This window comes from Hyphomicrobiales bacterium (assembly GCA_017642935.1).
Lineage (GTDB): Bacteria > Pseudomonadota > Alphaproteobacteria > Rhizobiales > MH13 > MH13.
On record JAEPOK010000001.1, the window covers coordinates 1,104,983 to 1,131,255 of the forward strand.

Annotated in this window: 22 protein-coding genes; 9 read left to right on the plus strand and 13 right to left on the minus strand. The window is 58.8% G+C overall.

All coding sequences use genetic code 11. The annotated features are described in order from the left end of the window. Positions 1 to 54 precede the first annotated feature (54 nt). Positions 55 to 2,112, plus strand: a complete 2,058-nt coding sequence (locus tag JJ917_05265; protein ID MBO6698222.1) for a PhoX family phosphatase — start codon at positions 55 to 57, stop codon at positions 2,110 to 2,112. Positions 2,113 to 2,244: 132 nt separating this feature from the next. Continuing rightward, positions 2,245 to 4,296 carry a DNA topoisomerase IV subunit B gene (gene parE / locus JJ917_05270; protein MBO6698223.1) on the plus strand — a complete coding sequence of 684 codons (2,052 nt, stop codon included), beginning with the start codon at positions 2,245 to 2,247 and terminating at the stop codon, positions 4,294 to 4,296. A 49-nt stretch (positions 4,297 to 4,345) separates the two neighbouring features. Here parE and JJ917_05275 read toward each other — a convergent pair whose 3' ends face one another. Then, complete coding sequence (locus JJ917_05275) at positions 4,346 to 4,852, minus strand: fasciclin domain-containing protein (GenBank protein MBO6698224.1); 507 nt, start codon at positions 4,850 to 4,852, stop codon at positions 4,346 to 4,348. 391 nt (positions 4,853 to 5,243) lie between these two features. On the opposite strand from JJ917_05275, the gene JJ917_05280 reads away from it, so the two are divergent. Next, entirely contained in the window at positions 5,244 to 6,755 is a 1,512-nt protein-coding gene (locus JJ917_05280; GenBank protein MBO6698225.1) for a DEAD/DEAH box helicase, read from the plus strand. Positions 6,756 to 6,985: 230 nt separating this feature from the next. Then, positions 6,986 to 8,044: a GGDEF domain-containing protein gene (locus JJ917_05285; protein ID MBO6698226.1), complete on the plus strand. Its 1,059-nt coding sequence runs from the start codon at positions 6,986 to 6,988 to the stop codon at positions 8,042 to 8,044. Positions 8,045 to 8,120: 76 nt separating this feature from the next. Here the strand turns inward: JJ917_05285 and JJ917_05290 are convergent, their stop codons facing one another. The 9 genes from JJ917_05290 to JJ917_05330 all read right to left on the minus strand — a co-directional run bounded on the left by JJ917_05290 (position 8,121) and on the right by JJ917_05330 (position 15,476). Further along, positions 8,121 to 8,480, minus strand: a complete 360-nt coding sequence (locus JJ917_05290; protein MBO6698227.1) for an iron-sulfur cluster assembly accessory protein — start codon at positions 8,478 to 8,480, stop codon at positions 8,121 to 8,123. Between the two features lie 12 nt (positions 8,481 to 8,492). After that, positions 8,493 to 8,888 carry an SUF system Fe-S cluster assembly protein gene (locus JJ917_05295; protein MBO6698228.1) on the minus strand — a complete coding sequence of 132 codons (396 nt, stop codon included), beginning with the start codon at positions 8,886 to 8,888 and terminating at the stop codon, positions 8,493 to 8,495. Between the two features lie 58 nt (positions 8,889 to 8,946). Beyond that, a complete protein-coding gene (locus tag JJ917_05300; GenBank protein ID MBO6698229.1) occupies positions 8,947 to 10,161 on the minus strand; it encodes a cysteine desulfurase in 1,215 nt (404 codons plus the stop codon). 22 nt (positions 10,162 to 10,183) lie between these two features. Then, positions 10,184 to 11,476 (minus strand): Fe-S cluster assembly protein SufD, encoded by a 1,293-nt coding sequence (sufD, locus tag JJ917_05305; protein ID MBO6698230.1) that lies wholly within the window; start codon positions 11,474 to 11,476, stop codon positions 10,184 to 10,186. Between the two features lie 12 nt (positions 11,477 to 11,488). Further along, complete coding sequence (sufC, locus tag JJ917_05310; protein ID MBO6698231.1) at positions 11,489 to 12,244, minus strand: Fe-S cluster assembly ATPase SufC; 756 nt, start codon at positions 12,242 to 12,244, stop codon at positions 11,489 to 11,491. An 11-nt stretch (positions 12,245 to 12,255) separates the two neighbouring features. Continuing rightward, positions 12,256 to 12,465 carry a hypothetical protein gene (locus tag JJ917_05315; protein MBO6698232.1) on the minus strand — a complete coding sequence of 70 codons (210 nt, stop codon included), beginning with the start codon at positions 12,463 to 12,465 and terminating at the stop codon, positions 12,256 to 12,258. A 12-nt stretch (positions 12,466 to 12,477) separates the two neighbouring features. Then, the gene (locus JJ917_05320) at positions 12,478 to 12,645 is read right to left on the minus strand and encodes a hypothetical protein (protein ID MBO6698233.1); all 168 of its coding nucleotides are present in this window, start codon (positions 12,643 to 12,645) and stop codon (positions 12,478 to 12,480) included. Continuing rightward, positions 12,642 to 14,156 carry a Fe-S cluster assembly protein SufB gene (gene sufB, locus JJ917_05325; protein ID MBO6698234.1) on the minus strand — a complete coding sequence of 505 codons (1,515 nt, stop codon included), beginning with the start codon at positions 14,154 to 14,156 and terminating at the stop codon, positions 12,642 to 12,644. Before sufB ends, JJ917_05320 begins: the two co-directional genes overlap by 4 nt. An 84-nt stretch (positions 14,157 to 14,240) precedes the next feature. Beyond that, positions 14,241 to 15,476, minus strand: coding sequence for a cysteine desulfurase (locus tag JJ917_05330; GenBank protein ID MBO6698235.1), 1,236 nt, complete (start codon positions 15,474 to 15,476; stop codon positions 14,241 to 14,243). Between the two features lie 282 nt (positions 15,477 to 15,758). Here JJ917_05330 and JJ917_05335 point away from each other — a divergent pair, with 282 nt between their 5' ends. Beyond that, positions 15,759 to 16,412: an alpha/beta hydrolase gene (locus JJ917_05335; protein ID MBO6698236.1), complete on the plus strand. Its 654-nt coding sequence runs from the start codon at positions 15,759 to 15,761 to the stop codon at positions 16,410 to 16,412. A 43-nt stretch (positions 16,413 to 16,455) separates the two neighbouring features. On the opposite strand, the gene JJ917_05340 is transcribed toward JJ917_05335, so the two are convergent. Further along, positions 16,456 to 17,571: an anhydro-N-acetylmuramic acid kinase gene (locus tag JJ917_05340; protein MBO6698237.1), complete on the minus strand. Its 1,116-nt coding sequence runs from the start codon at positions 17,569 to 17,571 to the stop codon at positions 16,456 to 16,458. An 84-nt stretch (positions 17,572 to 17,655) separates the two neighbouring features. Between JJ917_05340 and JJ917_05345 the strand changes: the two genes are divergently transcribed. After that, complete coding sequence (locus tag JJ917_05345; protein ID MBO6698238.1) at positions 17,656 to 18,909, plus strand: tyrosine--tRNA ligase; 1,254 nt, start codon at positions 17,656 to 17,658, stop codon at positions 18,907 to 18,909. On the opposite strand, the gene JJ917_05350 is transcribed toward JJ917_05345, so the two are convergent. Then, positions 18,906 to 22,448: a hypothetical protein gene (locus JJ917_05350; protein ID MBO6698239.1), complete on the minus strand. Its 3,543-nt coding sequence runs from the start codon at positions 22,446 to 22,448 to the stop codon at positions 18,906 to 18,908. The two genes, JJ917_05345 and JJ917_05350, sit on opposite strands and share 4 nt — an antisense overlap. A 313-nt stretch (positions 22,449 to 22,761) precedes the next feature. On the opposite strand from JJ917_05350, the gene bcp reads away from it, so the two are divergent. The 3 genes from bcp to JJ917_05365 all read left to right on the plus strand — a co-directional run bounded on the left by bcp (position 22,762) and on the right by JJ917_05365 (position 25,557). Further along, complete coding sequence (bcp, locus tag JJ917_05355; protein MBO6698240.1) at positions 22,762 to 23,244, plus strand: thioredoxin-dependent thiol peroxidase; 483 nt, start codon at positions 22,762 to 22,764, stop codon at positions 23,242 to 23,244. Next, a complete protein-coding gene (locus JJ917_05360) occupies positions 23,241 to 24,056 on the plus strand; it encodes a ferritin-like domain-containing protein (protein MBO6698241.1) in 816 nt (271 codons plus the stop codon). Before bcp ends, JJ917_05360 begins: the two co-directional genes overlap by 4 nt. A gap of 97 nt (positions 24,057 to 24,153) precedes the next feature. Beyond that, a complete protein-coding gene (locus JJ917_05365; protein MBO6698242.1) occupies positions 24,154 to 25,557 on the plus strand; it encodes a peptidoglycan DD-metalloendopeptidase family protein in 1,404 nt (467 codons plus the stop codon). Between the two features lie 45 nt (positions 25,558 to 25,602). Here JJ917_05365 and JJ917_05370 read toward each other — a convergent pair whose 3' ends face one another. After that, positions 25,603 to 26,271: a cupin domain-containing protein gene (locus JJ917_05370; GenBank protein ID MBO6698243.1), complete on the minus strand. Its 669-nt coding sequence runs from the start codon at positions 26,269 to 26,271 to the stop codon at positions 25,603 to 25,605. Between the last annotated feature and the right edge of the window lie 2 nt (positions 26,272 to 26,273).

The window sequence follows — 26,273 nt, forward strand, 5'->3', positions numbered from 1 at the left end:
ACGATGACCTTGAGCATCGCTCACGGACACATCGCGATGACCTAGGAGGCATCCATGACGGATCAACGTCAGGACCAGACACGTCTGGATCAATCACTGCTGGAAGACGACGGTTTCGACAACCGCGCTGAAGCATTCGAAGATTTTGACAACACGCCGCTCTCGCCCATCGACCAGGTCGATACGATCGGCGACATCATCAACCGGCGCTATGGCCGCCGTGATGTGATGAAGGGCATGCTCGGCGTGACAGCGACGACGGCCCTTTTTGGCACGACGGCGCTGACCGCAGCCAACCAAGCGCTCGCCAATGGTGAGGATGCGTCGTTTCGCTTCACCGAGCTGGAAAGCGGCAACGACGAGAACCATCACATCGCCGAAGGCTACGACGCCGACGTCTTGATCCGTTGGGGCGACAAGCTTTTCGCCGATGCGCCGGAGTTCGACCCTCAAGACCAGAGTGTTGAAAGTCAGCTTCAGCAGTTCGGCTACAACAATGACTATGTCGGCTTCGTTCCGCTCAACGCCGATGAAACCCGCGGCGTGCTCTGCGTGAATCATGAGTATACCAACGAAGAGGTTATGTTCCCCGGCATTGGTCGGCAGGATCGTGAAGGTTTCCCCGATATGACCCGCGAGCTGGTTGAAATCGAAATGGCCGCCCATGGCGGTTCGGTGTTCGAGATCGTCAAGAATGAGGACAACAAGTGGGAGGTCGTGCTCGACAGCCCCTACAATCGCCGCATCTCGGCGCTGGAAACCCTGATGACCGTTTCAGGCCCCGCTGCAGGCCATGGCAAGCTGAAGACCGCCGAAGACCCATCGGGCACCGCGATCATCGGCACCATCAACAATTGCGCCGGCGGCATTACGCCCTGGGGCACCTATCTGATGGCCGAAGAGAACTTTCACGGCTATTTCTGGACCGATCAGGTTGACGGTGAAGGCCGCCCGGATGTGACCGGCATGCCGCAAGAAGAAAGCTACCGCCGTTATGGCGTTCCAGGCCGTTGGTACGCCTGGGGCAAGCATCATGATCGCTTCAACATCGATCAGGAACCAAATGGCCCAAACCGCTACGGCTACATCGTCGAAGTCGACCCGATGGACCCAGAGTCGGTACCGGTGAAGCACACCGCCCTTGGCCGATTCCGGCACGAAGGCGCGGAAAGCATCGTCAATAAGGATGGCCGCGTTGTGGTCTATTCCGGCGATGACGCGCGCTTTGACTATGTCTACAAATTCATCTCCGACGGCGTGGTCGGCAATGACAAAGCCGCCAATATGCAGCTTCTGTCGGAAGGCACGCTCTATGTTGGCAAGTTCCACGCGGATGGTCGCCTGGAATGGCTGCCGCTCACCTGGGGCCATGGTCCGCTGACGGCCGAGAACGGGTTTGAGAGCCAGGCCGATGTGGTGATCGATGCCCGCTTGGCCGCCGATCTTCTCGGCGCGACGCCGATGGATCGCCCGGAAGATGTTCAGCCGGCCCCCGATGGTCGCGTCTATATGATGCTGACCAACAACACTCGGCGGACAGAAGAGCAGGTCGATGCCGCCAACCCGCGCGCTGACAATGCGTTCGGTCACATCATGGAAATGATCGCGCCGGATGCCGACCATGCGGCGACCGACTATCGCTGGGAGATCCTGGTGCGGTGCGGCGATCCCGCGATAGCAGAAGTGGGGGCCCAATGGGGGCCTGACACAACCGAACATGGCTGGTTTGCTTCGCCTGACAATTGCGCGTTCGACGCCGAAGGCCGGTTGTGGATTTCCACCGACCAAGGCGGCAATTGGGGTCGCACGGGCAAATCCGACGGGCTCTATTCCCTTGAAACCGACGGTGATCTGCGCGGCCAATCGCGACTGTTCTTCCGCTGTCCAGTCGGCGGTGAGCTTTGCGGGCCCTACTTCGCGCAGAACGATGAGACGTTGTTCCTCGCCGTTCAGCATCCGGGCACCGATGGCACCAGCGATTTCGCAGGTTTCGAGCGCGCCTCAACCTTCGAGGACCCGGCCACACGCTGGCCGGATTTTCAGGACGGGATGCCCCCTCGCCCGTCCGTTGTCGTGGTGACACGCCAAGGCGGTGGCAAGATCGCCGTCTAGCGCGGTCTCCAGCCTTCCAAGCTGATGATGAAACCCGGGAGCTATCAGCTTCCGGGTTTTGCTTTTTGCCCGTGTGCCATGGCACTGTGACCAGAAGCGATTCGCCCCCAGACCGACCGGTTCTTTGCCTCGATGACAGACCTTTTTGGCGCCGCGCCTGCGGCAACGCCTGCACCTGAACCCACCGACAAGCCTGCGCTGAAAGCGGCGCCAAAGCCTGCGAAGAAGGCCACGCCCAAACCGCCAACATCTGGCGCAGAGGCAGGCTATGACGCCTCGGCCATTGAGGTGCTTGAGGGGCTCGAACCGGTGCGCCGCCGCCCAGGCATGTATATCGGCGGCACGGATGAGCGCGCGCTGCATCACCTCTTTGCCGAAGTCATTGATAACTCCATGGATGAGGCCGTGGCCGGCCACGCCTCGCGCATCGAGGTGGAACTGATGGCCGATGGGTCTCTGTCGGTCAGCGACAATGGCCGGGGCATTCCCGTCGACCCGCACCCCAAAATGCCGGAAAAATCCGCGCTCGAAGTGATCATGACCACGCTGCACGCCGGCGGCAAGTTCGACAGCAAGGTGTACGAGACGTCCGGCGGTCTCCACGGCGTGGGTGTTTCGGTGGTCAACGCATTGTCGAACCATCTGGAAGTCGAAGTTGCGCGCGACCGGAAGATCTATCGCCAAATCTTCGCGCGTGGTGTTCCACAAGGACCGCTGGAGGTGATTGGCGAAACGATGAACCGCCGAGGCACAACCGTGCGCTTTCATCCGGACGCAGAAATTTTCGGCAAAAGCGCCCGGTTCAAACCGGCGCGGTTGATGAAAATGGCGCGGTCGAAAGCCTATTTGTTTGCCGGCGTCGAAATCCGTTGGACCTGCGCCCCGGAATTGTTGGAGGGCGTCAAAGACGTTCCGGAAACGGCCGTCTTTTCCTTCCCTGGTGGCTTGCAGGATTATCTGGCTGAGTCGCTCGGCAATGAGCGGCGCGTCACAGAGCAGATGTTTGCTGGGCGCACGCCGAACGCCGGCAAGCATGGCGGTGTGGAGTGGGCGGTTTGCTGGCATGTTGGCGATGCCTCGTTCGCCTCCTATTGCAACACGGTGCCAACGCCGGAGGGTGGCACTCACGAAGCTGGGCTGCGCATGGCATTGCTCAAAGGGCTGCGGGCCTATGCCGAGCTGACAGGCGTAAAAAAAGGCGCGCAGATCACCGCAGACGATGTGATGACATCAGCCGGCGCAATGCTTTCGGTCTTTGTGCGCGAGCCGGAGTTTGTCGGCCAGACAAAAGACCGCCTGGCGACGCAGGAAGCCACCAAGATCGTTGAAAACGCGGTGCGCGATGCCTTCGATCACTGGCTGACCGGCTCACCGAACCAAGCTAACAAGCTGCTCGAATGGACGATCGATCGCGCTGAGGAGCGGCTGAAACGCCGGGCGGAAAAGGACATTGCCCGCAAGAGCGCCACGCGGAAACTGCGCCTTCCCGGCAAGCTCGCCGATTGTTCGAAGGCCGGTGCGGCTGGCTCTGAGATCTTCATTGTGGAGGGCGATTCGGCTGGCGGGTCTGCCAAGCAGGGGCGCCGCCGCGACACGCAAGCGGTGCTGCCGCTGCGCGGCAAGATTTTGAACGTCGCCAATGCGGGGCGTGAAAAAATCACCTCCAACCAGCAACTCTCAGACTTGTTGCAGGCGCTGGGTGTTGGCACGGGTTCGGCCTATCGCGACGATGATCTGCGCTACGAGCGCGTGATCATCATGACCGACGCTGACGTGGATGGCGCCCACATCGCCTCGCTGCTCATAACCTTTTTCTACCGGGAAATGCCCGAGCTCATTGAGAACCGGCATCTCTACATCGCCGTGCCGCCGCTCTACCGCCTGTCCGCCGGTGGCGTGGTGGAGTATGCCCGTGATGATGCGCACAAAGATGAACTGATGCGCACGGCCTTCAAGGGCAAGCGCAACATCGAGATCGGTCGCTTTAAAGGTCTTGGGGAGATGCTGCCCGCGCAGTTGAAGGAGACCACCATGGACCCGGACAAGCGCACCTTGTTGCGGGTGAAGGTGATCGACGGGCAAAGCACCGGGGATACCGTCACGACGCTGATGGGCAATAAACCCGAAGCGCGCTTCCAGTTCATTCAGGAAAACGCCAAGTTCACCGAAGAGCTGGACATCTAAAAAGGGCCGATCGTTCGACCGGCCCTTCCTCGTTCCCGTGATTTCGGTCTTACATTGCCGACGGCGGCAGGATCACGGCGTCAATGACGTGAATGACGCCGTTTGTCGCTTCAATGTCGGCCGTGACAACGTTGGCGCTGTCGACCATCACGCCGTCCATGGCGTTGACCATCACTTCAGAACCCTCAACAGTCGCAACCGACAGTTCCTGTCCGGCGATGTCAGCCGACATCACTTTGCCGGGTAGTACGTGATAGGTCAGTATCGCCTGCAGGGTTTCCAGGTTCTCCGGCAATAGCAGGTTTTCAACAGTGCCTTCCGGCAGCGCTGCAAAGGCTTCGTCCGTCGGTGCGAAGACCGTAAACGGGCCTTCGCCGCGCAGCGTGTCTTCCAGGCCAGCAGCCTGAACGGCAGCCACGAGTGTCGTGAACGATCCGGCTTCCACCGCGGTGTCAACAATGTCCTTCATGTGGCCATCGGCATAAGCGGCGCCTGCCATGCCGAGCGACACGACGGCGGCGGCTGCAGTTGAGCCAAGAAGTTGAGAAAAACGCATAAGATAGTCTCCAAAAGGGGGTTCGTTCTGAAAACCCCCAGCCAGCAGACAAACGTTCCAGATCAGCCTTTGGTTTTGCGCCGTTCGGGCAACACTTTCGCACTTTCTAAACCCTTGACGCAGACTTTCGCCGCAATTGGTCGCGTTTCACAGCGTAAAGCCCCGCATTTCCTTGACTTTTGCCGACCAAGGGGCCATGTGCCGCCCATTGCTTCGTGCAAACGCGGGCTCGTCACAGAGATGTGATTGTCAGCACGCATGATGGCGCCAAGACCAAAAGGTTAGCGCCAAGCGGCATTGGAAATGGCCGCTCGTTACAGAACCTGCCTTTTCGCCGCGCTTTTACCCGCACTCGCACCGATCCTTCTCGACACGGATACCCATCTCACGCATGTCCTTTACGACCCTTGGTCTTTCGCAAAAAGTTCTCTCCGCCATTGAGGCCGCTGGCTACAGCGAGCCGACGCCAATCCAGGCGCAAGCCATCCCTCATGTGCTTGAGCGCAAAGATGTTTTGGGCCTGGCCCAGACCGGCACCGGCAAAACGGCTGCCTTTTCGCTTCCCATTCTCACACTTCTGGAACGCGGCCGTGCCCGGGCTCGTATGCCGCGCTCGCTGGTGATTGCGCCAACGCGCGAATTGGCAGCGCAGGTGGCCGAGAGCTTCGAGACCTTTGGGGTCAATCACAAATACACGATGGCCCTGCTGATCGGCGGCGTTTCGTTTGACGAGCAGGAAAAGAAGCTAACGCGTGGCGCGGACATTCTGATTGCGACGCCTGGCCGTCTGCTTGATCATTTTGAGCGCGGCAAACTTCTTCTGACGGGCGTTGAGTATTTGGTGGTCGACGAGGCCGATCGGATGCTCGACATGGGCTTCATGCCCGACCTGGAGCGCATCTTTAAGCTGGTGCCATTCACCCGCCAGACACTGTTCTTCTCGGCGACAATGCCGCCGGAGATCGATCGTTTCGTTAACACGTTCCTGCACGCGCCGGAGCGCGTTGAGGTTTCGCGCACATCGTCGACCAGCGAAACCATCACGCAGCTGCTTCTGAGCGCACCCAGTGTTGCCGCTGGGAAACGCGAAACGCTGCGCGGCGCCATCGACGGCGCCAAGGACCTCTCGAACGGCATCATCTTCTGCAACCGCAAACGCGATGTCTCGGTGGTCGAGCGCTCGCTCAAACGCCATGGCTACAATGCCGGCTGCCTGCACGGCGATATGGACCAACGCGCGCGCATGCAGACGCTGGATGCGTTCCGCAACAATGAGTTGACCTTGCTGGTCGCCTCCGACGTTGCCGCCCGTGGCCTCGACATTCCTGCTGTCAGCCATGTGTTCAACTATGATGTGCCGACGCACGCCGAGGACTATGTGCACCGTATTGGCCGAACAGGCCGCGCCGGGCGCACAGGCACAGCGATCACACTGGCCTCGAAAGCTGACGGCAAATATGTCGCAGCCATTGAGGACATGATCGGGCAGGCGATTCCGCGCAGCGATGCTGAACCGGCCAAAGACGCTGAAGAAGCCAAGACGGCAGAAGAAGCTGTTCAAGCGGACGAAAAACCGAACCGTCGGCGCGGGCGTCGCGGTGGCCGGAAAGCTTCCGAAGCGCAAGCCAAAGACACGCAGTCCAAGGACACCCAGACAGCTCCCGAAAGCGGCAATCAATCCTCTGACGATGACGTTAGGGAAAAGACCGAGCAGCCTGTGAAGGCGAAGCGCGGCGATCGATCTTCGAAAAAAGACGATGGCGAATCCAATGCGCCCAAGCGCGGTCGCGGCCGTCGCGGCGGTCGCAATGATCAGGACGGTCCCGATGATCGGCGCCCGTTTGGCGAGACCGACTATGTCCCGGCGTTCCTTTTGCGCCCCATTCGGCGCACGGCAGCCTAGCAGAACCATCCTTTTAGGCGGCTAAAGGCCGCCGACCCCGGTCCCGGCTCATGTAACGTTCTGCCAGACACGCTGCACGCGTGCGGCTGGCCGATCCTTTATGGCTGACTTGATCTTTCTTTCGACTGTGTAGCGATTTGGCAATTCTACCTATCGTTGCGGATTAACCGCTTGGAAACGGTGTTATGCCAATGTCTTGCCAAATCTGTTGACCCTTGGGGGACCTCGGCATGGCATTGCCAGAAGACGTTGCGCGCACCTATCAGATTGCTGAGCACGCAATTGCGAAGATCAAAACGAACGAACTCGCAGCTTTTCCGCCAAACTACGAGATTTGGTTTTCCTATGCCGCAGGATTTAATCCTGCGCTGAACAAGCGCATCAATGAAATCCTTCGCGCTGGCAAACATGTCGACCAGAAAACGCTCGAAGAGATCCGCGAAGAGTTCTTCGGTGCCGGCTCCTTTGAAGAACGCGTTGATGCTGTCGGTGGCAAGCTCTCGGGCAAAGTTTCTGAAATCATGGAGCTGATCAACGATGCTGCCGGTCAAACCAGCGGATATTCCGACGAACTGCAAGACGCGTCGGAAAGCCTGACCAACAATGCTGCCGATGAGCAGAAGGTCAAAGCGATCGTTGAGAAGCTTATCTCGGTCACGGACGAAGTGGAAAAAAGCAACCGCTCCATGTCGAGCAAGCTGCTTGAGAGTGAGCAGGAGATTGCCTCGCTGAAAGAAGCCTTGGAATCAGTGCGCTATGAGGCGATGACCGACCAATTGACCGGCATCGGCAATCGCAAACGGTTTGATCGTGCGATGGATGAAGCCATGGTCACGTCGGAAGCAACCGGCGAACCGTTCAGCCTTCTGGTTTGTGACATCGATCATTTCAAGAAATTCAACGATACCCACGGCCACCAGACCGGTGATCAGGTGCTCCGCCTCGTCGGCAGCACGATCAAGGCGTCAGTCTCGTCCAAAGACCTGGCATGCCGCTATGGCGGGGAAGAATTTTGCGTCATTCTGCCATCCACAAAGGTCGGACGGGCAACGGATGTGGCCAATGTCATTCGCCAGGCCGTCATGGGCAAAGAACTGGTGAAACGCTCGACGGGCGAAACGTTGGGCCGCGTCACGATTTCCATCGGTGTTGCCGAACTGCGCGTTGACGATAGCGTTCAATCGATCATCGAACGGGCCGACAAATGCCTCTATGCGGCCAAGGATGCTGGGCGCAACCGCGTGATGTCTGAGAGCGAGATTTCCGAACAGGAAACAGCTGCGGCCTAAGCCTGCATCCAGTCAGAAACAAAAAGCGCGCTAATCACCGAGGCTAGCGCGCCTTTTTTTTAAACAACGATCGATCTTAATGAGCAGGCTGCGCCTGTGCTGGAATCAGTTCGACGGATTCGCCGCAGCCGCACGCCGAAACCTCATTGGGGTTCTTGAAAACAAAACCTGAGCGAAGCTTTGTGACCTCATAGTCCACATGCATACCGAGCAGGTAGAGCATGGCTGACGGTTCAATGAACAGCCGGGCGGGACCCTCTTCGACGGCATCATCGCCGGCTGGCTTTTCTTCGGCGATATCAAGCTTGTATTCCATACCGGCGCAGCCGCCCTTTTTAAGCGTCAACCGCAGACCTGCCGTCGGCTCATGATCTCTCAAGAGCGCGCCGATATGGTCCTTGGCAGCGTCGGACAGTGTGATCATGGCAAAGCCCATGGGGTGTTGCTCCTAGAACCAACCGATGGCGACTTGCGCCTCTTCGGACATCCGTTCCGGTGTCCAAGGCGGGTCAAACACCATTTCAACTTGCACGTCCGAGACGCCAGGTGCTGTCGCGACGGCATTTTCCACCCAGCCGGGCATTTCGCCGGCAACCGGACACCCAGGTGCCGTGAGCGTCATATGGATGGTCACTTTGCGGTTATCGTCGATATCGACCTTGTAGATCAGGCCGAGCTCATAGATATCGACCGGGATTTCCGGGTCGTACACTGTCTTCAGTGCAGCGACGATGTCCTCGGTCAGCCGCTCCAGTTCGTCAGGCGCAATCGCGGATGCGTTCAGCTCGGCAGCATTGGGCGCCTGCTGATCCGTCGAAGTTGGCGCTGTGGCAGTGTCGGTCATCGCTATGTCCATTCTGGGCGACATGCCCAACTGTACCAATCAGTGTAACAGTGAACGTTCATGTGAAGAAGCTCTGAGCCTTTTTCAAGGCTTCGACAAAGGTATCGACTTCCTCAAACGTGTTGTAGACGCCAAAGGACGCACGGCAGGAGGAAGAAACACCATAGCGTTTCAGCAGCGGCTGCGCGCAATGGGTGCCGGCGCGCACGGCGACGCCTGAGCGATCAAGCAAGGTCGAGATGTCGTGGGCGTGCGCCCCCTCGACCTCAAAGGAGATGATGGCGCCCTTGCCTGGAGCCTCGCCCATAATGCGCACGGCATTGATTTGACGGATTTTTTCCATCGCGTAGGTCAGAAGCTCATGCTCGTGCGCGCTGATCGCGTCGCGGCCTATGGCTTCGATGTAATCGAGGGCCAGACCAAGACCGACCGCTTGAGCGATGGGCGGCGTTCCGGCCTCAAAGCGGGCTGGCGGCGGCGCGTAGGTCATACCGTCCTCGCGCACCTCGTCAATCATCTCGCCACCGCCCATATAGGGTGGGAGATCGGCAAGTTTCTCTGCCTTGCCCCAGAGCGCGCCGATGCCTGACGGGCCATAGAGTTTGTGCCCAGTGACGGCATAAAAATCGCAGCCAAGCGCCTGGACATCGACGGCCATGTGGACTGCGCCTTGGGCGCCATCAACGACCAGCGTGATATCAGGGCGATCGGCCAAATAGTCCGCAACCGCACGGATCGGCGTAACCGTGCCGAGCACATTGGACATGTGGGTTAGGGCGACGATCTTGGTGCGTTCGGTGACCATGCTTTCAAAAGCTTCGACATCAAAGCTGCCATCCTCCAGAACCGGTACCCATTTGAGCACTGCACCCTTTTTCTCGCGCAGATAGTGCCAAGGCACGATGTTGGAGTGGTGCTCCATCACCGAGAGGATGATTTCATCCCCCTCCTGGATGCTTTCACCGAGCCCATGGGCAACGAGATTGAGCGCCTCCGTCACAGAACGGGTGAAGACGATTTCCTGATCGCTAGCCGCGCCAAGAAACCTGGCGACTTTGGCACGCGCACCTTCATAGGCTTCGGTGGCTGCCGTTGAGAGATGATGCAGCCCGCGATGCACATTGGCGTAGGACGTGCGGTAAAACTCAGCGGTCCCGTCGATCACCTGGTTCGGCTTTTGCGCCGATGCCGCATTGTCCAGATAGACCAGCGGCTTGCCGTTGACTTGTGTCGAAAGGGCCGGAAAATCCGCCCTGACAGCAGCGACATCCAAACTCATCAAAGTCTACTTTCCGCTAGCGCGCTGCATGGGCTACAAGCCACGCTTCGATGGCGTCAAAGGCGAGCTGCTCGAACGGGTGATCTTCAAAAATCTCCGCCCCTTCGGACAAAAAGGCCTGCAGAAGGAGCTTACGCGCTTCTTTCGGCCCAATGCCGCGTGCGAGCAGATAAAACATCAGATCTTCATCAATGTCGCCGCAGGTCGCACCGTGGGCACAGCTGACATCATCGGCAAAAATTTCGAGTTCCGGTTTGGCCACCATATCGGCGGTTTCCGACAACAAGAGCGAGTTGATCGCCATCTGCGCGTCAACCTTCTGGGCGTCCTGCGCAACGACAATCTTACCCTGGAAGATCGCCTTGGCCGCATCATCGATCACGGCTTTGAACGTCTCCGTGCTGTCACAATGCGGCACCAAATGATCGACATAGAGCGTGGAATCAGAGTGCTGACGATCGGCGACCATAGTGATGCCGGCAACGTCTAACCGCGCTTCCTTACCAGCGAACACAGCGCGCGTTTCGGTGCGAGCCAGTTTGGCGCCGGCGATAAGATGCAGCAGTTTGGTCTGCGACTTTGCCGCAAGATCCAGGGCGACCTCGCCGAGATGAACGGCTTCATCGCCCTCGTTCTGCGTGCGCAGCAAGGATAGAGATGCGCCCTCACCCACCGCATAGTTCGTGACGGCGCTCGACTGACTAGCCTGACCATCTGGGCTGATATGGCGTTCGACAATGGTCACGTCAGCGCCCTCACCGACAGCGATATGTGCGCGGGCGTGGCTCATCGCGCTGCCGGTTGAACGCATGAAGACCAGCTCAAGCGGCGTTTCGATGGTGGCAGCGTTGGCGATGGTCAGAGCGTAACCATCGCGGACAAAGGCGGCGTTGAGCGCATCAATTGCACGGTCCGGCCTGTCGGAGCCAGCCAGAGACGCAGCGCCATTGCCAAGCACATCCATCAACGGTGCCAAGCTCACACCATCTGGCAGTTCGGATGGGCTTGATTGCACAAAGCCATCGACGACCACGATCTGCACGGCGTCATCAAGAAGCGGGGCTGGAACATCGGTCGCGCCGGCGCTGTCCGCCAAGGGTGCGATCTCGCGCACCAACGTGCGAAGATCGGTGTATTTCCATGCCTCAACACGGCGATGGGGCAAGCCGTCGCGCTCAAAGAGCGCGATGCGCGTGCGGCGATCAGCATGAATGGCAGCGTTGCCGGGAAGCGTGTCTTCCACCTCGGCAAAGCTTTCCAGAACCGCGGTTTCGGCGGCAGTCCTGATGCGTTTCAGATCAGCGTTCATGGTCAATTACCCTCAGGCCGCATCAGCTATGATGTCGGCATAGCCTTTGGCTTCCAACTCGAGCGCCAGCGATTTGTCGCCGCTCTTGACGATCTTGCCAGCCGACAGCACGTGCACATGGTCCGGCACGATGTGGTCGAGCAGGCGCTGATAATGCGTGATCACCAGGAAGCCGCGATCTGGACCGCGCAGCGCGTTGACGCCTTCGGCCACCACTTTGAGCGCATCGATGTCGAGACCGGAATCGGTCTCATCGAGAATGCCCATCTTCGGCTCGAGCAACGCCATCTGCATGATCTCGTTGCGCTTTTTCTCACCGCCCGAGAACCCGACGTTCAAGGGGCGCTTGAGCATGTCCGACGAGATGTTGAGCTCCGCGGCTTTCTCTTTGACGACGCGCATGAAATCGGGCGTGGAAAGCTCGTCCAGCCCCTCGGCCTTGCGCTTGGCGTTGAGCGCGGTACGCAGGAACGTCATCGTCGCGACACCAGGAATTTCGATCGGGTACTGAAACGCCAGGAACAGGCCTGCATTGGCGCGCTCATGCGGGTCCATCTCCAGGATGTTTTCGCCGTCAAGCAGGATCTCGCCCTCGGTGACCTCATACTCTTCCTTGCCGGCGATCACATAGGAAAGCGTAGACTTGCCCGAGCCGTTGGGGCCCATGATCGCGTGCACTTCGCCCTTGGGAACCGAAAGGTCGACGCCGCGCAGAATCTCGGTGCCGTCTTCGGCGATGCGGGCATGCAGGTTTTTGATTTGCAGCATAGTTGAAGTCCTTATTGCATCAGCGAGAGGGCATCAGCCGAAGCGTCGCCTGCCATCATCGCGTTCAATCCCAGAAACAAGAGCGCCCAGCCAAGGACGATCACAAAAACGTAAGTTTGGTTCCAGCCGCGTCTGCGGCCGAGCAGAACCACTAAAATGATCGGCCCGGCGAGCAGACCGACAAAGGCCACCTGGCGGCCAATGAGCATTGCCAACTCCATACGCTCTGCTCCTTACAGTCCAAGCGCGGCGCGGATATTGGGCGCGAGCGTTGCGGCGATCATGCCGACCGCTGCTCCCAATACGAGGCGGCGCACAAGCGTGTTGAGCCGCGGAGCCAGAGCCGCCAGCGCACCGCAAATGGCAGCATAATAGGCCACTGTGATGCCATCGAATGTCACCCCACTGACCCTTCAAGCGAAATGCCAATAAGCTTCTGAGATTCCACCATGAATTCCATAGGAAGCTTTTGCAGCACGTCCTTCACAAAGCCATTGACGATCAGCGCCACGGCTTCCTCTTCATTGAGGCCGCGCTGCAGGCAGTAGAACATTTGATCGTCAGAGATCTTCGAGGTTGTCGCCTCATGTTCGAGCACCGCCTTGGAGTTCTTCGATTCGATGTAGGGGATCGTATGCGCCCCACACCTATCGCCGATCAGCAGGCTGTCGCACTGGGTAAAGTTGCGCGCATTCTTGGCGTTGCGCGCCACCTGCACGAGGCCACGATAGGTTGAATCCGATTTCCCTGCCGCGATTCCCTTGGCGATGATCTTTGAAGACGTGTTCTTGCCCAGATGGATCATCTTGGTCCCGGAATCGACCTGCTGCATGCCATTGGAAATTGCGATGGAGTAGAACTCGCCGACCGAATTGTCGCCACGCAAAATGCAGGACGGGTACTTCCATGTGATCGCCGAGCCGGTCTCGACCTGTGTCCAAGAAATCTTGGAATTGTCGCCGCGGCAGTCGCCACGCTTCGTGACGAAATTGTAGATGCCGCCCTTGCCTTCCGCATCGCCTGGATACCAGTTCTGGACGGTTGAGTATTTGATTTCCGCATCGTCCAGCGCAACCAGTTCCACCACAGCGGCGTGGAGCTGGTTTTCATCGCGCATCGGCGCCGTGCAGCCTTCTAAATAAGAGACGTAGGAGCCTTTGTCGGCGATGATCAGCGTGCGCTCGAACTGACCGGTGTTTTCGGCGTTGATGCGGAAATAGGTTGATAGCTCCATCGGGCAGCGCACGCCCTCAGGAATGTAGACGAACGATCCGTCGGAGAAGACGGCCGAGTTCAATGTCGCGTAATAATTGTCGGTCACCGGCACGACCGAGCCGAGATACTTTTTCACCAACTCTGGGTGAGAGTGTACGGCCTCAGATATCGAGCAGAAAACGATGCCGTGTTTCGCGAGTTCTTTTTTGAAAGTCGTAACGACAGACACGCTGTCAAAGACAGCGTCCACAGCGACTTTGCCGGCCAGCGAGTCCAGGCTGCTATCAAGCTGCGACGGCTCATCATGCTTGCGAACGCCTGCCAGGATTTCCTGCTCTTTGAGTGGAATACCCAGCTTCTCGTAAGTCCGTAGAAGCTCCGGATCGACTTCGTCCAGGCTTTTTGGGCCTTCGGTCGATTTTGGCGCGGCATAGTAATACAGCTCCTGAAGATCGATCTCAGGATAATCAACGCGCGCCCATTCCGGGCGCTTCATCGTTTCAAAGCGCTTGAGCGCATCCAAGCGCCAATCGGTCAGCCATTCCGGCTCGCCCTTCTTGGCCGAGATGAAGCGGACGATATCCGCATTCAGACCCTTGGGCGCATACTCCATATCAATGTCAGTCTCGAAGCCATATTTGTACTTGTCGACGTCGATCTCGCGGACCTGTTCGATGGTCTCTTGAACCGCTGGCATAGGGTGCGTGCTCCTTAGAAGCTGGGCGTTCAACAGGCGGTCCAAACGGGCCACCTTAAAATCATTCCAAGTTACATAAATCGTCTACGCAGATTCACCAATGGCGGATTGCGTTAAATTTGCATTTTTCCTGCTGATTTTATCTGAGCCTGGGGATTCAAGCCCTCGGTCCGGCGTGGACCAGCGCGCAACTGAGGTCAGAAGCTGGTCTATGTCGGCTGATGTGGTTGCAAATCCGAGGCTCAAACGCAGCGCGCATGCGGCCAGGCTAGGTGGCACGTCCATCGCAGCCAACACGTGGCTCGCCTTCACCTTGCCGCTGGAACAAGCCGAGCCGGAGGACAAGGCAATACCGTCCAGATCAAGCTGCATGAGCGCCAGTGCAGCCTCACGGCCTGGGATCGCAAAGCAGCTGGTATTGGCTAGACGGGCCGCGCCTCGCCCGAAGATGACAGCGTCAGGATGCGTGGCGAGCAGCTCGTGTTCAAACCTGTCGCGCAAGTCGGCAAGGCGTTGCTGTTCGCCCGCCATTGTGTCGCACGCCGTCTTGAGGGCAGCGGCAAACCCAGCGATACCGATGGCATTTTCGGTGCCCGCGCGCAGGCCACGCTCCTGACCACCGCCGCGGATCAGTGGGGTGATCAAATGCAGCCGCATCGGGTCGTAGACAATGGCGCCAATGCCCGCCGGGCCACCGAGCTTATGGGCCGAAACGATGATAGCCGCAGGGCGCGCGTCGCCCACGGGCAGACGACCTACCCATTGCACCAAATCGCAGACGAAAAGCGCCTGGTGAACGTCGCAGAGCGCAGCGATCTCATCGATAGGCTGCAGCACACCGGTTTCGTTGTTGGCGCCGTGAACACTCACGATGGTTTGCGCATCTTCTGGCAAAGCGCTCAGCGCTTTCTTGAGCGCTTGGGTGTCGATCGCCCCATCCCGGCCGACGGACAGATATGTGGTTGCAGCCTTATCGAAACCATGACCTTGAAGCGCAGCCACGTGGTCCGTTGGCGCAATCAACAGGTGGGTCGCTCGCTGTTTGGTCGCCAGTGATTGCGTTGCCGGCGTCAACACCGTGGCGAGCGCTTCGCTGGCGCCGGAGGTAAACGCCAAGCGATAATCCGGCAGCCCAAGATCGTTGAGAATCGATGCCCGCGCCGTTTCAATGCGCTTGCGCGCTGCACGTCCAAAACCATGAATGGATGACGGATTGCCGATTTCGCCCATGGCCACATGCATCGCCTCGCGCGCCTCGGGGCGCAGCGGGCTTGTCGCATTGTAGTCGCCATACATCTGGCTAGTGAGCGCGTTGGCCATCAATTAGGTCGCCGGCAAAGAAACCAAGGATTGCAGACCGATAGACGCGAAAGCCGACGGCAAGAGGTCGAAAAACCTTGTTTTTCGAGCAGCGCCTGGTGTTAAGTGCGCCGCGACAGCCAGAGCACCGGAACGACCGTTGCCTAAGCTTGAAATTCTTGCACTCAGCCAACAGGTTCAAGGGCCTGCGGTTGAAGTTTAGAACCGTTCTAGGTTTATTGCAGGCCGTGCGTCAAGGCGCTCGGCCTGATTTGTTGAAAATAGAAGGCAACAATTCTTACCATGCCCGAACTCATTTACCAAGGTCCCTCCGGTCGCCTGGAAGGCCGCCTGCACCCTGCCCCAGAACGCGGCGCGCCAACGGCCATCATCCTGCACCCACATCCGCAATTTGGTGGCACGATGAACAACCCGATCGTCTACCAGCTTTACTACATGTTCGTGGAACGCGGGTTTTCGGTGCTGCGTTTCAACTCACGCGGCGTGGGTCGGTCTCAGGGCTATTTCGATCATGGTGTTGGCGAGTTGGCCGACGCTGCCGGGTCCCTAGACTGGTTGCAAGCCCAGAACCCTGATTCGCGCTTCACCTGGATTGCAGGCTTTTCGTTTGGCGCTTGGATTGGCATGCAGCTTTTGATGCGCCGACCGGAGGTCGCTGGCTTTATGTCGGTGGCCCCGCCGGCGAACCTGCATGACTTTTCCTTCCTGGCCCCCTGCCCGTCCTCAGGACTCATCATTCATGGCGATGAGGATAAGGTCGTGCCAATGCCGGCCGTTCAAGCGCTCGTTGACAAACTGAAAACCCAAAAAGGCATCACGATCGACCACCAGACCGTCGAAGGGGCGAACCATTTCTTTGAAGGCAAACTGGAAGAATTGGATCGACGCTGCAGCGAGTACCTGGACTTCCGCCTCGCCAACCCCGGCATGCGCTAACGCCCAGCAGGGCGTTGGCTTGAGTTTGGTGGTGTCGTTGCCGCTACTTCGGGCGGATGATTTTTCCGCCGATAATTGGCTCTGACACACCGGTGGTGCTTGGATAGCTTGTCGGCAGGCCCCGCATCTGGCGGACCGCAAGATAGGCAAACGCCTCGGCTTCCAGCATCGCGGCGCTGGCGCCGAGCGTGTCGAGCGTTGCGACACGGCACGGCAACTGGCGCGCAAGCTCGCGCATGATGAAAGTGTTGCGCACCCCACCACCCGCCACGAAAAGCGCGTTGGGAGTTTCCGGCAAATCCGCCACGGCGCCGACGACGCTACGGAGGGTCAGCTGGGCCAGTGTTGCCATCGCATTGGCGGTGTTGAGATGCTTCAGATCAGGGGCTGAAAAGCTGTATCGATCCAGCGACTTCGGACCTTCTTGGCGGAAAAACGGGTCGGCAAAGAAGGTTTGCACAACCCCCAAGTCGGGCGTTCCCGACGCTGCCAGTTGTCCATCATCATCGAAAGCGGTGCCTTCGCGCTGAAACATCAGATCATCCATAAACACATTGGCTGGTCCGACATCGGCGGCAAGCAAGCTTTCCGGGTCGCTGTCTTGAATCAGTGTGATGTTGGCGATGCCACCAAGGTTCAAAATTGCCGCCGGCAGATCGGTCCGCGCGGCAATGAGCGCCTGATGGTAGAGCGGCGCCAAGGGGGCACCCTGGCCACCGGCCTCCACGTCGGCCGACCGAAAATCATAGACCACCGGCACACCGGTGGCATCGGCAAGCACCTGTGCATCGCCCAGTTGAAGCGTGAATGCCTCTGACGGATTCACTGGGTTCGGTCGGTGCAGCACTGTCTGGCCGTGATGGCCAATCACATCGACTCGCGTATCTGACCGGTCTAAGAGCGCAACAAGCGCCTCGGCGTGACGCCGTGTGGAAAGGTCTGCCGCTGCCTGCAGATGCGGATGATCGACCGCCTCGCGCGTGTTGATCGCCAACGCAGTCTCGACGGCCTGAAACAGTACTGCCCGTTCATCCGGCGAATAATCGAGCGTCAAATGTGCGCCTGGAACCGCAGAAACCTCGTCGGACCCATCGCTTTCGATGAGCGCAACATCCACGCCATCCATAGACGTGCCGCTCATCGTGCCGATTGCGCGCATTAGGATTGGCTCGGCCGATGCGTTGCAATGCCCCCACCCTCGTGGCAAGAGCCGGGTTCGTTCCCCCAAACCATCAGCAGACCCATGACACAGTCCTTCCAGTCCGATTTCCTGCGCGTTCTATCCGAGCGTGGCTTCATCCATCAGCTTTCCGATGCCGATGGTTTGGATGCCGCGCTGCAAGACGGTCCGCTGACCTGCTATATCGGATTCGATTGCACAGCGCCTTCGCTTCATGTCGGGTCGCTGGTTCAGATCATGATGTTGCATTGGTTTCAGCAGACCGGGCACACCCCCATCGTTTTGATGGGCGGGGGCACAACGCGTGTCGGCGACCCTTCGGGCAAGGACGAAAGCCGCCAGTTACTCACCGCTGAACGCATCGAGGAAAACAAGACAGGCATCCAGAAGGTGTTTGCCCGTTTCCTTGACTTTGAGCGCGGGGAATCGCCGGCGACCATGGTGGACAATGCCGATTGGCTGCTCGACCTGCACTATGTCGATCTGCTGCGCGATGTCGGCCAGCACCTGTCGGTCAATCAGATGATCCAGCGCGACGCGGTGCGTTTACGCCTAGAACGTGAGCAGCATCTCTCGTTCCTAGAGTTCAACTACATGGTGCTCCAGGCCTATGATTTCGTTGAACTTTTTCGACGCACTGGTTGTCGACTTCAGATGGGTGGCTCGGACCAATGGGGCAATATACTGTCCGGGATCGATCTTGGACGGCGCATGGAAAGTGCATCGCTTTTCGCGCTTACCACGCCGCTACTCACCACGGCATCGGGCGCCAAGATGGGGAAAACAGCCGAAGGCGCGGTGTGGCTCGATGCGGCTATGCTCTCGCCCTACGACTATTGGCAATTCTGGCGCAACACTGACGATGCCGATGTTGGCCGGTTCCTGAAGCTTTTCACCACGCTGCCGATGGACGAAATTGCCCGGCTGGAAGCGCTTGAAGGCGCCGAAATCAACGAGGCCAAAAAGGCGCTGGCGAACGAGGCAACCATGTTGCTTCATGGCGCCGAAGAGGCGACCAAGGCGGCCGATGCCGCCCAAAAGGTGTTTGAGCAAGGCACGCTTTCTTCTGACATGCCAACCGTTGAGATCGACGCGGCGCGTCTGGACGAAGGCCTCGGCGTTCTTGCCGCTTATGTCGAAGCAGGGCTGGCAAGCTCGAACGGCGAAGTCCGTCGCCACGTGAAGGGCGGGTCGGTGCGTATTAATGACGAGCAGAGCGCCGATGATCGGCGTCTCCTTGGGCGTGATGATGTGCGTGATGGTGCTATCAAGCTGTCACTTGGCAAAAAGAAGCATGTGCTCCTGAAGCCGGTCTAACCGCCCTGCTGATACTCAAAAATGTTGCGGAAGACGCCCGGTGCCAAAATCGACATTGGGTTCACTTGCAGTTGGGGGTTTTCGGCGCTGCCGATCAGTTGGAACGTCACACCCAACAGCCCCTCAGTATCACGCCCGCCGAGCGCCTGACCTAGAATTGGGATCCGGCTGAAGATGTTGTTGATTGTGAAGAACGGCACATAGGTTCCTCTCAGCCGCACTTGGTCGCCGGCATAGTCGATTACACCTTCAATGTTCCCACCGAGTGACGGACCCCACCCCTCCGCACTATGAATTATGAGGCGCTCAGGCGTCCGGTCGAAGGTGATGTTGGTGACCTCGATCTCAATTCGGTCAGCGTCCTCAAAATTCCCTGGCAAGACGACATCACTGGCGTTGCGTGCTTGGTCGCGACCACTGGTGAAAATGCGCTCCATCGCCGGTTCATTGACGATCTGATAGTCGCTGAGCAGGAGTTGGCCCGCAACGCGACCGCCAACAGACTGAGGATCGAGGACGAGCGTCGCTCGGCCGCCTTGCGCCCGTTCGTAAAGTCCCAAAAACCGCAAAAAGGTCCCAGCATTGCCCGATGATATGACGAGATTGTTGCTACCACCGCTGGGTGCCAACGTGCCGGCGAGGTCAGTGCCGTCGCTATGACGCGCGCGCAGGTCGAACTCGGTGATCCGCTCGGCATTCTGCGCGAAAGTCAACCTAACATCGGATAGCCGCGAGCCCTGCTGGGTCAACAACTCATCGACTTCAACATCCAGTGTGAGTGCACCGGCCGCTTCCGGGTCGCCGCGCAAGAGATCAGGGGTCAAGACGAACTGATCGCCCGTCAGCCGCGCCGATGTGTTTTGACTGTTTCGGGTTAGATCGAGGGCGAACCTACCGATGCCTTCGATCGCAACGCTTTCCAACTCCGCGACGCGCAGATCTCCATCGACGAAGTCAAGGCTACCCCGTGCCGCCAACCCATCGGCTGCGACAATCAAGTCTCGCACCTGTCGCTGATTGCCGCGCTCACGCACATCAAAGCTGGCGCGCGCGGCGATACCGGAAGTCTTCGAATAGCCAAGCTCTGGAATAGACAGAACGGCATCCGTCAAATCGACCGCCATGCGCCGGAAACCCTCAGCATTCTCCTGTCCGACATCGACGCCAATTGTGCCTGTTAGATAGCGCCCAAAATCGAGCCCGATCCGGCGTCGATCCTCGGCATTCAGACGCATCGCCAGCTGCATGCCATCGGAGTTTTCAGGGCTGAGGTTGAGATCGGTTACCACACCGTCGATCCGCGCTTGTCCGATCAACGTCGTGCCTGTCTCGTCAGCGAAGAACCGGAAACTGCCGTCCGAAAGATCACGGCCGTCAATGGCCTCCGACGTCGCAAAATCGGTGACCAGCGCCTCAGTCGTTGCCCGCACGGTTTCGCGATCTATTCGGTCCGCCAGGATTGCTTCAATGCGCGTTGATAGCTCGACGCGACCTGACACGGAGTCGGGGTTAAAGGGAACCTCGTCATCAAGCTCCAACGGGTCCATGAGCGCCATGTGGGCGAAGCCAGACGCAGGGCCTTCCAGATCAAGTTCCAACCAGGCTGCGGGGTCAGGGTCAGCATGATCTGAGATGTAGAATTCGGCACGTGGCACGGCAATCGTTTCACCGCTTTCCAATCGGCCGACGCCGCCGGTTCCCAGCATGTGCAAAGTTCTTCCCGTGACCTCGATCGATCCGTCCAACCCGAAAACGGGTGGGAGTTCCCCGACCGTGCGCATCACCAGATTTTGATAGGGCACGGAAAGGTTCAACATGTCGTCTTGAAGATAGGTACGACCATCTTCGACTTCGATGTCATCCAAGCGGGCGGCAAAGGTGAAATTGCCCTCGCCCAAACTGCCTTCGGCGACATTTTCAAGGAACCAGCCACGGGCCTGCGGTGAGATCGGCAGCGGCCACATAGCCGCAAGATGAGGCACACGCATGGGTGTGGATTGGCCGACAAGCGAGGCATAGGTTCCGCTGTCGGTCCATTCCAACATGCCCGAATAGGCGACCCAGACATCGCCCATGGCCACCTGTAGAAGCGACAAGTCGATCAGTTGACCGGAATCATCGGCAAAGAGTTCCACCGACACGCTGGCAACCGCGCGCTGTAAGGTTCGGCGCAATTGCGGTTCTGGTGGAATGGCAAGGTGATAACGTGGGGCCTGTAGGCTAAGCGCCATACCCCGACGCCCCTCTTTAACCATAGGTTGGAGCGAGCCACTGAACACGCCGCCCGTTTCTTGGAATTGCAATTGGGCAGAAACAATATCGAAACGACCGCTTTCGCGGGTGTAGATCATCGGCACCGAGGCAAATTCTAGGATCGTGGCAGCACGCTGGCTGGCCACGAGGTAACCCGCGTCGCTCTCAAAAAGCGCCGCGATTTGGCTGACCCTGCCATCGTCTTCGTCGCGCGTGACCACGATTTCCGCCGCCAGATTGGACTCGAACGTCACCGGGCTATCGCCGCGCAAGGCATCAGTGACGTCGCTTGTGCGTAATCCGCGCAAAAGAAGATGCGAGAAAGCCTGGTCTTCCGAGATTTCAGCGCCAGCGACGCGGGCCAACATCATCGGTCCTTCCGGCGCTCCACTTTCAGCGTGCCGTACGACCAGCGACAATGGCTCTTGTCGTTCAACCGTTGTGACCCGCGCGACCATCTCGCGGGGGTTTACGCGTTCAATGCGCACCTCGAACTCATCGGGATTGCGCAAGAAGGGAATGCCAGCGTCCGGCCTCGGTGCGATCAGCAGTTGGTCAACCGTGATGCTTTCCAGGCTCTGCCAGGTGTCGCCAATGGTGATGTCGGTAAGGGCACGGTCGAGGGAATCGAACGCGTTGACCAAGCCATCTAGCCGCAGGCTTGCGAGCATGTCTGGCGTCACCGTATCGGCTTCAGGGTCTACGTCGATCGGGGCCAAAGCCTCAAAATTATCAATGCTAGCGACGTCGGGGCTTTCAAAGGCCGAGGCCGATGGTGTCTGAACGCGGCGACTGAGCTCACGAACAGGCTCAAGGTCATCGACATCCAGCCGCGCGGTCTCAATGCTGATGCGGTCCGGCACGAGATTGCGTCGCAACACATCAAGATACCGCACGCGCACGCTCATTTCATCAAGCGTCAGCGAAAGACCGGGGGCGGCAAGCACCGCGCCTTCCAAATCAACACGGATCGTCGCACCACCAACGCGTGTGTTGAGGTCGTCTACCTTCAACGTAAAGGGCGCCGGTGCGGACGCCTCCAGTCGGGCCAGCAGCGGCGCTTCGATCATTTGCTCAACGAGCCGCTGGCCGGGCGGCGTACCCAATGCAAGCACGAGCAGAAGAAAAACGACGAACACAGCAATCAGCGGTGCCAACACGATAGGCTTGGTCAGAAGCGGTCGATCGATCCCGATCGGCGCGTCGCCGGATTTCCGGTCCGGATCTCCTTCGAGGGTGCCGACGGCTGTCGATTGTTCAGAAGATGGTGGTGCTTCAACCTTCACGGATGATGCTGCTCCCGACGTCCGGAAATCCCGCCGCCTCTCTTGCAAGGTGGCCGAGCCGGCAACTCATTCTGTCCGCATGGACCATGCGGCTGCTCTCTAACCGGTTTCCGTTCTGCCTGATGCCGCGCAGGTGCGCAACTTGAAGCCGATCGGCCCGGACCACAGTCTCTATGCACAACAAACGGCAAGAGGATGGCATCGCCCCCCGATCCAGGCCTTGCCGCGACCCGTAGGTTTTGTCAGACCCTAACGCACTGCTTAGGCTCTGATGAACGAGCCGCCACCGATCACACCATGATGGAGCCAATTCATGATCGATTCGTCTGCAACAAAGGTTTCTGAGGGCGATTCAGCACCGGATTTTACCTTGCCAACCGACAATGGAGGATCGGTCACGCTGAGCGCGCTGCGCGGTAAGGCAGTGGTCGTCTATTTCTACCCGAAAGATGACACGTCAGGCTGCACGAAAGAAGCGATTGGGTTTTCCGAAGCCAAAGCCGAATTCGATGCGCTCGGCGCGACCATCATCGGCATCTCTCCTGATTCTGCTGCAAAGCACGACAAGTTCATCGCCAAGTACGATCTGACGATCCAGCTGGGTGCGGACGAGGATAAGGCGGTTGCGGAAGCCTATGGCGTTTGGGTCGAAAAATCGATGTATGGCAAAAAGTATATGGGTGTTGAACGTTCGACATTCTTAGTGGACGCCGATGGCACCATCGCCAAGGCCTGGCGCAAGGTGAAGGTCCCTGGTCATGTCGAGGATGTCCTGGAAGCAACAAAGGCCCTTTGATCTTGCAGTCGCTGGCCGAAGAGGCCATTGCCGTTGTGCAAGAGCCCGACCTTGAGGCCAAAGCAGACCATGCCTACGCGGTTGCCAAGGCTTGGTTTGCTGGCCGGATCGGTGTTGGGTCCATTGCAAACAATGACCTGCCGACCGAACCCGGACGGCCACACCAGCCGGAGCTTATCGCGCCCAGTCGCATGCCCAGGCGTTCGAAAGGCGGCATTAAGGGTCGGATTGCACTGCTGCACTCTTTGGCGCACATCGAGTTGAATGCGGTTGATCTTACTTGGGACATGATCGCCCGCTCGGCAGGGATCCGTTTGCCACGCTCCTACTATGACAATTGGGTGCAGGTCGGCCTGGAAGAAGCCAAACATTTCAAGCTGCTAGCAAACCGCCTACGCGACCTCGGTTCGTCCTATGGTGCGCTGCCCGCGCATGCCGGTCTTTGGGAGGCGGCGCAATCGACAGGCGCTGATCTCACCGCACGGCTGGCGATTATTCCTCTGGTTCTGGAAGCGCGCGGCCTTGACGTGACGCCGGCAACGATCCGTTCGCTGGAAGGCTCAGGAGACATGGAAAGCGCGGCGATCCTGCGCACAATCTATCATGACGAAAAAAAGCATGTGGCGTTTGGGGCCAAATGGTTCCGTTATCTCTGCGACCGCGATCGACGAGCACCTGAACCAACGTTCCACGCTTTGGTCCGCAAGCATTTTCGCGGCTCCATCAAGCCTCCGACCAATGATCGCGCCCGCGCAGAGGCCGGACTCACGCCTGGGTTCTACAAACCCCTGATGCCATTGACGGGGCATTAGCGACCTGACGTCGCAGCCCAATCGTTCCACAACCTGCCCCCCAGACCTAAACCTCACATTAACCATGCTAGGCCCATGGTGCCGCTTGGTATTCTGTATGAGTGGTGGGTTCAATATGGCGATCGATACGCCGCATACGTTGTCAACGCCTTCGTCGCAGGCGGATTTCCAGAAATCCATCCAAGCTAATCAAGTCAAGCGGGCGCGTCGAGACCGGCGGATCATTCTGGCCCATGGCGACAGCGTGCAAGTATTGCGTGTGGCGCCTTGGCTCGGCGCGTTGTTGGTTCTGTTCGTGCTTGCCGGATCGGCGGGCGTCATCGCATCGGCGAGCTACCTCTTCTTCCGCGATGAACTTTTCACGGCCTCGATAAAACGCCAGCATCAGATACAGGTGGCCTATGAAGATCGGGTCTCTGACCTTCGCCGTGAGATTGATCGGATCACCTCGCGTCAATTGCTGAACCAGCAGGCCTATGAAGCACGTGTGGAAAGGCTGCTCACCGAACATATGCAGCTTTACGAGCAAGGGGCGCGTCTCAACGTTATTCTTGACCGCGCTGGGTCACTGGGACTTGTTCCACGTCCAGCTCCGCCTTCGCCCGTCATCCCGCCGAACCAGGAAGCCAGCATCGCACCACGCATTCAACTTGGCACTATGGCCGTCAATCCCTCCCAGTTTGCGCCCATCCCAGATGGCGAGCTGATTACTGGCAGTATTCCACAATTGCCCACCGAGCGCGGCATGAGCGTTATGCAGCACGCTGTGACCGAACCCGCCCGCTTGCTCGAAACGCTCGATGAATCCTTGGAAGCGCGCGAGTACAACCAGATGATCGCTTTGGCTGGGCTGGCCGCAGAGGCCAATCGCGAGGCCGATGGTATCGTCGAGGCTGTGCGCGGTCTTGGCGTAAGGGTAACACTGCCGAGCGCGTCGATGGAGCCGCTGCCCACCGCACTTACTGGTCAGGACGCTATTGGCGGGCCGTTGCTTGCCCCCGTCGCCGGAACCGATCGATTCCAGGTTTACGTCGATGACGCCGAACGCGCGCTTGCCGACCTGCGCACAGCTCGTGACGCTATTGATTTGGTGCCCGTGGCGGCACCGGCGCGCAATGCCCGGCTGTCATCGCGCTTCGGCAATCGACGCGATCCTTTCACCCGTCGCTCAGCTTTTCATTCCGGTATTGATTATGCGGCACCAACAGGGACGCCGGTCTACGCGCCTGCCGATGGTGTGGTGACACGGGCACGTCGAACGGGTGGCTACGGTTTGATGATCGAGCTTGACCACGCCCACGGCCTATCGACACGGTTTGCGCATCTGTCGCGCATGCTGGTTTCGCCGGGAGCGCAGGTGCGCCAGGGCGACGTTATTGGGCGCATCGGATCGACCGGTCGCAGCACCGGCCCTCACCTTCACTATGAAGTGCGTCGTGGAACCCGCGCGATCGACCCCATGCCGTTTGTTCGGGCTGGTCAGCGGATTTCAGACCTTTAGTCGCTCGCAGTCTACCTGAGTTTCCGAGTAGGCCAGTGAATCTTGCTACTTGCGCGAGAACACCATTTTCTGATCTGCGAGTTTGTCCTTCGGCCCCACCCAGGCGTAAGCCATTAGCGCCGGCTCGCGGTTGGACACCGTGATGCGGTGGCGTTGACCGGGTGGATTGAAGATCATCGATCCGGGCGCGTAAACACCCTGGTGGTTTTCCGATACCGCGCCTGACAGGCACACATAGCTTTCGGTGATCCCATCATGGGCATGCGAGGGATAGGTGCAGTCTGGCGCAAATAGAACAAGCCCCAAGATCACCTCTTCGGAGATCACCGGTCCAGACGGCCCACACAGCTCGGCATAGGCATATTTGTCTTTTAGGCCGCGCGGCACTTTCTCATAGCCATATTGCCAATCGATCGACGCCTGCACAGCTTCAATCGCGCGGATGATGTTGGAATGCCGCTCCACGCGACCTTCATCGAGCGCCCGCCTTAGGTGTCCGGTTACCGGTTTTTTGATGCCAGTGCCCGGGACAAGCGGTCGGTTTGAACTCATCACCCGGCTGATTGCTTCGCGAACGGCGCGCTGATGGGCGCGAATTTGATTGCTGCCGCCGGAGGACAGGAAGCGGTAGATTTCGTAGAATTCGCGGAGCAGATAAATCCAGTCTGGAATATCGTTTAGGCGTTTCTGGCTGTCGTCGCTCGCTTCCGTCATGG

What these genes read in the sequence shown, in the direction of transcription:
- JJ917_05265 (MBO6698222.1), top strand. Translation starts at nt 55, where the DNA reads ATGACGGATCAACGTCAGGACCAGACACGTCTGGATCAATCACTGCTG.
- parE (MBO6698223.1), top strand. Translation starts at nt 2,245, where the DNA reads ATGACAGACCTTTTTGGCGCCGCGCCTGCGGCAACGCCTGCACCTGAA.
- JJ917_05275 (MBO6698224.1), bottom strand. Translation starts at nt 4,852, where the DNA reads ATGCGTTTTTCTCAACTTCTTGGCTCAACTGCAGCCGCCGCCGTCGTG.
- JJ917_05280 (MBO6698225.1), top strand. Translation starts at nt 5,244, where the DNA reads ATGTCCTTTACGACCCTTGGTCTTTCGCAAAAAGTTCTCTCCGCCATT.
- JJ917_05285 (MBO6698226.1), top strand. Translation starts at nt 6,986, where the DNA reads ATGGCATTGCCAGAAGACGTTGCGCGCACCTATCAGATTGCTGAGCAC.
- JJ917_05290 (MBO6698227.1), bottom strand. Translation starts at nt 8,480, where the DNA reads ATGGGCTTTGCCATGATCACACTGTCCGACGCTGCCAAGGACCATATC.
- JJ917_05295 (MBO6698228.1), bottom strand. Translation starts at nt 8,888, where the DNA reads ATGACCGACACTGCCACAGCGCCAACTTCGACGGATCAGCAGGCGCCC.
- sufD (MBO6698230.1), bottom strand. Translation starts at nt 11,476, where the DNA reads ATGAACGCTGATCTGAAACGCATCAGGACTGCCGCCGAAACCGCGGTT.
- sufC (MBO6698231.1), bottom strand. Translation starts at nt 12,244, where the DNA reads ATGCTGCAAATCAAAAACCTGCATGCCCGCATCGCCGAAGACGGCACC.
- JJ917_05315 (MBO6698232.1), bottom strand. Translation starts at nt 12,465, where the DNA reads ATGGAGTTGGCAATGCTCATTGGCCGCCAGGTGGCCTTTGTCGGTCTG.
- sufB (MBO6698234.1), bottom strand. Translation starts at nt 14,156, where the DNA reads ATGCCAGCGGTTCAAGAGACCATCGAACAGGTCCGCGAGATCGACGTC.
- JJ917_05330 (MBO6698235.1), bottom strand. Translation starts at nt 15,476, where the DNA reads ATGGCCAACGCGCTCACTAGCCAGATGTATGGCGACTACAATGCGACA.
- JJ917_05335 (MBO6698236.1), top strand. Translation starts at nt 15,759, where the DNA reads ATGCCCGAACTCATTTACCAAGGTCCCTCCGGTCGCCTGGAAGGCCGC.
- JJ917_05340 (MBO6698237.1), bottom strand. Translation starts at nt 17,571, where the DNA reads ATGCGCGCAATCGGCACGATGAGCGGCACGTCTATGGATGGCGTGGAT.
- JJ917_05345 (MBO6698238.1), top strand. Translation starts at nt 17,656, where the DNA reads ATGACACAGTCCTTCCAGTCCGATTTCCTGCGCGTTCTATCCGAGCGT.
- bcp (MBO6698240.1), top strand. Translation starts at nt 22,762, where the DNA reads ATGATCGATTCGTCTGCAACAAAGGTTTCTGAGGGCGATTCAGCACCG.
- JJ917_05365 (MBO6698242.1), top strand. Translation starts at nt 24,154, where the DNA reads ATGAGTGGTGGGTTCAATATGGCGATCGATACGCCGCATACGTTGTCA.
- JJ917_05370 (MBO6698243.1), bottom strand. Translation starts at nt 26,271, where the DNA reads ATGACGGAAGCGAGCGACGACAGCCAGAAACGCCTAAACGATATTCCA.